The sequence below is a fragment of the Flavobacterium silvisoli genome, assembly GCF_004329815.1.
Classification (GTDB): Bacteria; Bacteroidota; Bacteroidia; order Flavobacteriales; family Flavobacteriaceae; genus Flavobacterium; species Flavobacterium silvisoli.
Genome location: NZ_SJPE01000009.1, coordinates 115,447 through 123,690, shown reverse-complemented (window position 1 = coordinate 123,690; position 8,244 = coordinate 115,447). Strand labels below are relative to the sequence as shown.

Annotated in this window: 4 protein-coding genes; 3 read left to right on the top strand and 1 reads right to left on the bottom strand. The window is 40.7% G+C overall.

From position 1 onward, the window contains the following. On the bottom strand, window positions 1-5,585 hold a 5,585-nt coding region (locus EZL74_RS08885; RefSeq protein ID WP_131476259.1), incomplete at its 3' end, for an HYR domain-containing protein. A gap of 162 nt (window positions 5,586-5,747) precedes the next feature. Here EZL74_RS08885 and folE point away from each other — a divergent pair. The 3 genes from folE to yidD all read left to right on the top strand — a co-directional run bounded on the left by folE (window position 5,748) and on the right by yidD (window position 8,244). After that, complete coding sequence (folE, locus tag EZL74_RS08880; protein WP_131476258.1) at window positions 5,748-6,419, top strand: GTP cyclohydrolase I FolE; 672 nt, start codon at window positions 5,748-5,750, stop codon at window positions 6,417-6,419. 78 nt (window positions 6,420-6,497) lie between these two features. Then, window positions 6,498-7,979: a cysteine--tRNA ligase gene (gene cysS, locus EZL74_RS08875; protein ID WP_131476257.1), complete on the top strand. Its 1,482-nt coding sequence runs from the start codon at window positions 6,498-6,500 to the stop codon at window positions 7,977-7,979. A gap of 19 nt (window positions 7,980-7,998) precedes the next feature. Beyond that, the gene (yidD, locus tag EZL74_RS08870) at window positions 7,999-8,244 is read left to right on the top strand and encodes a membrane protein insertion efficiency factor YidD (RefSeq protein WP_193553757.1); all 246 of its coding nucleotides are present in this window, start codon (window positions 7,999-8,001) and stop codon (window positions 8,242-8,244) included.

The window sequence follows — 8,244 nt, the reverse complement described above, 5'->3', positions numbered from 1 at the left end:
ATCCAAATCTGTTGTGTTCCCGAAGTGTATACATTTGGTAACGGATTGGTCTGGCTCAAGGCATCTGCCTGAGTAAGGTAGTATCCTATGGCAACACCTGATTGACCATTGGCAATCTCTACGTCTTTACTGTTAAGGATAAACTGCTCCACTCCATCTCCAGGGCTGTTGTAATCACACTGTACATAATCCGAAATGTTCGGCTTCGGAACAGGATGAGGATTTACTATCAACTGTAAGGTAGTAGTCGAATAACAACTCGGTGAACTAATATCATATACCCTAACATATAACGTCTGAGTGTTTGGTGATATGTTGCAGTAAGGACTCGCTAAAGGCGTGGCAGTTCCTGACTGAGCATCCGCTAATGTGTTATAGTATTCAACTACAAATGATCCGGTAATAATCTCAGCATCTTTGCTGGTTAAATTGAACGAGCAATAAATTCCGTCTTCATCATCATCACAAACCACATAAGGAGTCGGCGTGTTAACAACAGGAAGTTGATTTACGGTTACTGTTGCGGAACCGGACTGATTTTGAGAACAAGCCGGTGTAGAGGAACTTGACACACTAAGGAGTGTATAAGTATAGGTACCCACTACATTGGTCGGAACACTTATCGTAACGGTATCATTTCCTGCTAATGTAGAAATGGTTTGCGTAACATTATTAGGATCTAAATAAGTGAAAGTAAAAGGCGAAATCCCGTTAATTCCGGTAAATGTAATTTCAGGATCAGGCGTTGAATTCTCACAAACCGAAACGGTTCCGGAAATTGTAGCAGTAGGTAACGGATTAACATTTACAGTAGCTACTCCTGATTGATTTTGTGAACAGGCAGGGGTTGATGAACCTGCAACACTTACTAAAGTGTAAGTAAAAGTTCCTACTGTAGTTGAAGGTACTGTAATAGTGGCTGTATTACCAGTTGCTGAAGAAGCAATGGTTTGTTGAACTCCGTTTGGATCAAGATATGTAAATACATATGGAAGATCTCCGTTGGCACCCGTAAAAGTAATGGTGGCAGAAGGATCTCCTTGACATAAATCAGCACTGCCGCTTATAGTGGCTGTTGGCATTTTATTAACCGTTACCGTAACAGAACCGGATTGACTCTGCGAACATCCTGAGGCACTTGTGACACTAGTAAGAGTATAAGTGTAGCTACCAAAAGTACCTGTAGGTACATTGATTGTAACGCTATCCGAAGTACTAGCAGAAGCTATTGATTGTGGTACTCCGTTAGGATCTGTATAATTAAAGGTATAAGGAGCACTTCCATTAGCACCGGTAAAGGTAACTGTAACTGTATCGCCTTCACATACGCTAGTTGCTGACGTTGTAATAGTAGCAGTTGGCGGAACAGCACTTATTGTTATTGTAAAGTGTTTAATTATTTTACAATTATATGCTGCCAGTTCGATCGCAACATATATAATTCCGGAAGCAACAGGACAATAATTAGTAAGATTAGTAATTGGGTTAACTCCAGCTTCGGCATCTGCTAACGTTGTGTAATAACTAATTTCATAATCATTCGGATCTAAAGAACCTAAAATTTCAGCGTCTTTTGTAGTTAAATCAAAACAATTCGAAAAACAAGTTCCCACCATATCGGTAGGCTCACCTGTGCTGTCCGGATGTACAAATAAATCAAAATCTGTTGTTGCCTTTTGCGGTATCCCACATACGTTATAATTGGCTTCCAAAGTATAGGTGGTATCAGCCGTCGGACACACTGTGACGGTAGGACCATTTCCTATTACTGTTGGTCCGTCATACCATATAATATTAACAGGTACATTAGGACCGTTAGGTGTAAATCGCCATGCTTCCTGGTGAGCGGTCCAGCTACCTACATCTCTGTTTGGTGCAACTTTGAATGGTGGATTTGCACCATTTCCTTTTATACCAATAACACCTCTTCCTGAATTCCACGTGGTACAAGGAGTACGGTTCTCTACATAAATTTCAATAATATTTGATACTTCATATAAAACTATTTGTGATGTTTGTGCTCCCGATCCATAACCACAGCTAAACTGTGCCAAATTATTGAAGTTCACTACTAATTTTCTACAAGGGTAAGTACCTATCATCTGGTAATTTACACTCTTGGTTTGCGGAGCAGGCGGGTTAGTCAGTGTATTTGTATCCTGATAAACTCCACATATTTTATTTCTAAATGGATTATCTGTATAGGAAGCTCCTGGGAAATTTGGATTGCCAAATGAAGTAACTGTCTGTTGCCATGAATTTTGGCTACCACTGTTTGGGGTATAATTGGTACCAAAACTAATTACTCCGTTATCACCTATTTGTACAGTTGTAAAATTAGTTCCATAAAAACAGAAATTAAAAGGTAAAGTGAAGACAGGAGAATATACATCATCCTGACCCACTGGGAATTTGATAAATGAAGGATCATCAAACGCAGCCTGCGGACAATAAGGAATACTGGTTACCGCATAATCAGTTGTTGATGGAATCGGCGATATGTTAGCCTCTAATGTTCTACATTCACCTGTGGTACAAAATGTATTCTCTACCGGTAAATTCCCGGGAGCGGGAAGCACCTGAACCGTTGCACATCCGTTTGGCACTACTGTAATGGTTACAACTTGACCGGTAATAGTACTTTCACAAAACGTAAAGAACCCTCTCACTTTAATCAACTCATACACAACAGTTTCCTGCAAAACAGGTGTTGTAAAAGTAGCGGTACCTGTCGGACCTACATTTATGTTATACGGAACCGGCTGGTTTGATGCTGTAATCGTCACTATTGTATTAGGCGTGGCAGTTATGGTGATATTTGCCGTGTTTCCGGGGCATATCGTTTGGCTGGCAGCCATCGTTGCCGTTGGTACAGAAACCGTCAAATTAACAGTAGCCGAAGCAGTACATCCGGCAGTATTTGTTCCGGTTACCGTATAAGATGTACCGGTAAGCGGAATGTTCGCTGCATAAACTATACCTCTTGAATCACTGGTATAAGGTATGGTAGCCGCTGAATCTGTAAACAAGTTCGTAGTTGGTGACCAAATGAGTGATGATATTGGTGTATAGATATAAGTTGTTCCTGAAGCAGGCACTGTATTATTAATATCATACGGAATAGTTGTACTGGCCGAATTTGCAGCAAAATTAATACTACTGTAATTGGTAGCATTTACGGTATATCCGGCAGAAATACTATTGGAAGTTTGAGCCCCCATGGTTCCGTAATGGTACTCGACCACATTGGTTCCTTCATATAACCACATCTGGAAAGTAGAGTTAGCAGGAGCTGCTGTGTTTTTCGGGATGGTAACATTCCACTCTACAATAAAAATACGGTTAGGGGCAGTACCGGTTACTAATGTTTTTACACTTCCTGTAGTTCCGGTAGCTAAATCATCCCAAAACGGATATAATTTAGGTGTATTTTGTGTACTGGTAGTTGAATTAACAGGTTGACCGTTAGCAGCATTACTTCCTAAAAGCAACCAACCATCCGGAGAAATGGAACATTGTGTATAATCGATTCCTCCAAAATTAAATGTGAATCCAATATTCGTTACCGTTGAAGGCACATTATCGCTTCCATTATTAAGCACGGTAGTTGCAGCCGTCATCGGATTTAACGGAACAGCAGTTGCAGTACTGAACGTATAAGGGATTGCTCTTAACGTACTGATTCCGTTTAAACAAACCGGATTCGGAGTAGCCACCACGGATAATTGAAGTGGATTTTTTCTCACTACGGTTTGTGTTGCGGTTGAAACATTTCCATTTACATCGGTAGCCGTCCAAGTCACCGTAGTGGTGCCCACCGGGAAACATGCCGGGGCATTACTGGTCAGCGAGGCAATTCCGCAATTGTCTGTGGCAGTGGCTCCGAGAGGTATGGCACAACCGAAATTGTTATCTTCAAAACACTTAGTAATATTTGAAACCGTAATCACCGGTGGTTCAACGTCATTAATAGTAATCACAAACTGACACGATGCACTACCATTCACATTGGTTGCAGTAGCAGTTACAGTTGTAGATCCTATAGGGAAGAAACTTCCTGAAGCATGTGAGTAGGTTACTGTTGGAACCGGTACCCCTGAAGCAATAGCAGGAGGATATGTAACATTACCACCACACATTCCGGTTGCTGCATTGATGGTAATATTGGCCGGACACACAATAGTCGGCAACAATACCGATGTCGTCCACTGGAAGGAAAGTATGTTTGAACACACTTGTTGACTGAGGCTATTGGTAAAACAAGCCACTATGGTATCGGTCCCGGCACCACCTGCACCGTTATAGGTAAACGTTACCTCACCGTTTGCATCAGTGGTTGCTGTAAAAGGGGCAACTCCGGCGTTAGGCCCCGAAGTTATAGTAAAGGTAACCGCGGTATTAGGAATTGGCAATCCGTTAGTATCTTTAACAATAGCGGTAACTGTATGATTGGTTCCAACATTTCCTGAAGTTGTGCTCTGTGCCAATAAAATACCCTCTCCGACTATAGCGGAACCTGACAACGAAAAATAAGCTAAGAAAATATTATCATCTCCCGAAGGGTTAACTGTATTGATATTCAAACTGGTAGTGGTACTTGAAATAAACGGCAAAATAGAATACAATTCATCATCGGTATACTGAGTGGTAGGTCCTACATTAGGATCAGACGGATTCGTATTTACATCACCAATTCCTCCTACCGTAATCAAACCACCATTAGTTGATTCACCATCATCTTCTCCTCCAGCCGAACTCGAAAGTCTTATCCCGTTTACAGTTACCTGTGAAGTTTGAGTACCTCCGCCATTCTGATAGCTAAACGCAATTCCCAATCCCATATCCAACAACGCTCCCGGTTGAGACGGATCTATAGGCTGCGCAAGGGTTAAAGAAAAGTTATCCCCTGAAGGCGTTGATGCCCCAAACATGATGATGATAGTTTTTTCAGTAGCTGAAGCATCATTAAATACTACTAACAATGCTTCCCCTTCTATACTGGAAGAGTTACACTCGGTAACTGGCAAAGTTGAAATTCCTGCCGGAAAGGCATTAATCTGAGCCGAAACTATACTGGTCACATCTGCCCAATAGTTATTAAAAACAGTACTGCTGCTATTTGTTGCGACACCATCCCAATTAATTGGTGTACCCGAAAGGGTCACACAACCATTCGCAGTAGTCGAACTTGTCGTACTACACATCAATATGGCTTTTTTAACGGTAGCCGCTGCATTCGGTTTGTTTACTCTTATAGACATTGAAGCTGAGGAAGAGCCCTTACCATCAGCCGAAAGCGTGTAATGACCGGTAACACTGTATATTTCAGACAATGCTCCGGCAAGAGTATTATTTAAACTCGGCCCATTCGAACTGGATAATCTGGACGAATTAACCCCCAGACTCTCAAAAGTACCCGGTTTATAAACCTGAGTTGTCTTTTTGGTTTGAGTCTTATTAGCTGTCTTTTTTTGTTGCTGAGAGATGGCCGTAATCGGCAAAAGAAAAACGGCAAGAAACATCGCCATAGTTGCCAATACACCCAGTCTGTTTTGTGAAAAATATAAAAAATAACTTTTTTTCATAGATTCTTTCCTTTTTTTTGGAGCGAAATTTACAATTTTTTAAGAGATAATTAACGTTAAAATGTAAAAATTTTCAAATATTAACACTTCCGAGTTGAGTTTAAATATTATTATTTATCTTTGCTTTCTTATTCAAAAACCCCAATTAACGCTTTAATTTTAATGACAAATAACGACGAAATTCAAGACGAATTAGGAAATAACCACATAGCCACCAGTGCCCAAAATCCTATACGGGAAGATGCTTTTGCCATCAGCGATGAAGACAAGATCAACGCCATAAAAAAAGACGTTGAAAGTATTCTTAAAACACTAGGCATGGATCTTAACGATGACAGTTTGAAAGGCACCCCAAACAGGGTAGCCAAAATGTTTGTGAAAGAAATTTTCGGCGGGTTGAATCCCAATAAAAAACCCAGCTCTTCCACGTTTCAAAACAACTACAAATACGGAGAAATGTTGGTTGAAAAAAACATTACCCTCTACTCTACTTGCGAACATCATTTACTGCCAATCGTAGGACGTGCTCATGTGGCTTACATTTCTAACGGTACAGTGGTAGGTCTTTCTAAAATGAACCGAATTGTGGATTATTTTGCCAAAAGACCTCAGGTACAAGAGCGTTTGACCATGCAGATTGTACAGGAATTGCAAAAAGTATTAAATACCGAGGATGTAGCCTGTGTGATTGATGCCAAACATTTATGTGTCAACTCAAGAGGTATCCGAGATATCGAGAGCAGCACCGTAACCTCAGAGTTTGGCGGTAAGTTTAAAGACGAACAAACCCGTCGTGAATTTTTAGATTACATTCGATTAGACACTAATTTTTAATAGCCCGGATTGCAGCGGCATCCTTTTTCTTGTCAAAGAAAAAGATAGAGCGGAAAGCCGGAAATAGCTCCTGACAAAATGCAACTTTATAAAAATAATACGCTTAAAATATACAATTCTCTCACTGGAGAAAAAGAACTTTTCAAACCGATACACGAAGGCAACGTAGGAATGTATGTCTGCGGACCTACTGTTTACAGCAATGTCCACTTGGGTAATGTGCGAACGTTTATGTCGTTTGATATGATTTTCAGGTATTTTTTGCATTTGGGTTACAAAGTGCGTTATGTGCGTAACATTACCGATGTTGGTCATATTGTTGATGATGTAGATGACGGAGAAGATAAAATTGCCAAAAAAGCCCGTGTAGAACAAGTGGAACCTATGGAAATTGTACAACGCTACACGGTTGATTTTCACGACGTGTTGAAACAATTTAACTTTCTACCCCCGAGTATAGAACCTACGGCTACCGGTCACATCATTGAACAAATTGAAATCGTAAGACAAATTATTGAAAAAGGATATGCCTACGAAACTAACGGTTCTGTTTATTTTGATGTGGTTAAATTCAACGAAACCAATCACTACGGAAAATTAAGTGGGCGGAACATTGATGAGATGCTAGCCAATACCCGAGACACTGACGGGCAGAGCGATAAAAAAAACCCTCAGGATTTTGCTTTGTGGAAAAAAGCCGAACCGGAACACATCATGCGCTGGCCATCACCGTGGGGAGTAGGATTCCCGGGTTGGCATTTGGAATGTACCGCTATGAGTACCAAATATTTAGGAGAAACTTTTGATATTCACGGAGGTGGAATGGATTTGAAATTCCCGCATCACGAATGTGAAATTGCTCAAAATGAAGCTTGTACCGGACACAGCCCTGTAAACTATTGGATGCATGCCAACATGCTGACTCTGAACGGCAAAAAAATGTCAAAATCAACCGGAAACAATATTCTTCCGGATGAAATATACAACGGCGGAAGTCCGTTTCTAAGCAAAGTTTTTTCGCCTAATGTAGCGCGTTTCTTTATGATGCAGGCACATTACCGCAGCATACTCGATTTTACCAATGACGGGATTATTGCTTCCGAAAAAGGATTCAACCGTTTGATGGAAGGCATCGATATTTTGAAGGATTTACAGCCCGGCAGCACTTCTACACTGGATATTGCCTCTTGGCAACAAGCTTGCTATGACGCCATGAACGATGATTTCAACACGCCTATTCTAATCGCTAATTTATTTGAAGGGATTCGTTTTGTGAATTTGATTAAAGACGGTAAAGAAACCCTGACGGCAGCTGATTTGAAAACTCTTGCCGAAACATTGAACACCTTTACTTTTGATGTCATTGGAATTAAAAATGAAAAAACGGCGGCTAACAATTCAGACAAACTGGAAGGAGTAGTTGATTTGCTGATTCAGATGCGTTTGGAAGCAAGGGCTAATAAAAATTTTGCCTTATCTGACCAAATCAGAGATCAATTGGCGGCATTAGGCATACAGTTAAAAGACGGTAAAGAAGGTACCACTTTCAGTATTCAGTAAGCGGAGATGCATTAGGATTATGTTGAAAAAAATTGTCATTGCTCCTTTCCTTTTCCTAATTCGTTTCTATCAGGTTGCTATTTCTCCCTTTACTCCTGCCACTTGCCGGTTTGAACCCACTTGTTCTTCCTATTTTGCGGAAGCACTCAAAACACATGGACTTTTTTATGGGATGTTTTTGGGCATAAAGCGTATTTTAAGTTGTCACCCTTGGGGAAAAAGTGGCTACGACCCCGTACCCGAAAAGAAGTGCAGTCATAAATAA

Bases quoted from the DNA above. Each gene is read 5' to 3' on its own strand.
- folE (WP_131476258.1), top strand. From the start codon at position 5,748: ATGACAAATAACGACGAAATTCAAGACGAATTAGGAAATAACCACATA.
- cysS (WP_131476257.1), top strand. From the start codon at position 6,498: ATGCAACTTTATAAAAATAATACGCTTAAAATATACAATTCTCTCACT.
- yidD (WP_193553757.1), top strand. From the start codon at position 7,999: ATGTTGAAAAAAATTGTCATTGCTCCTTTCCTTTTCCTAATTCGTTTC.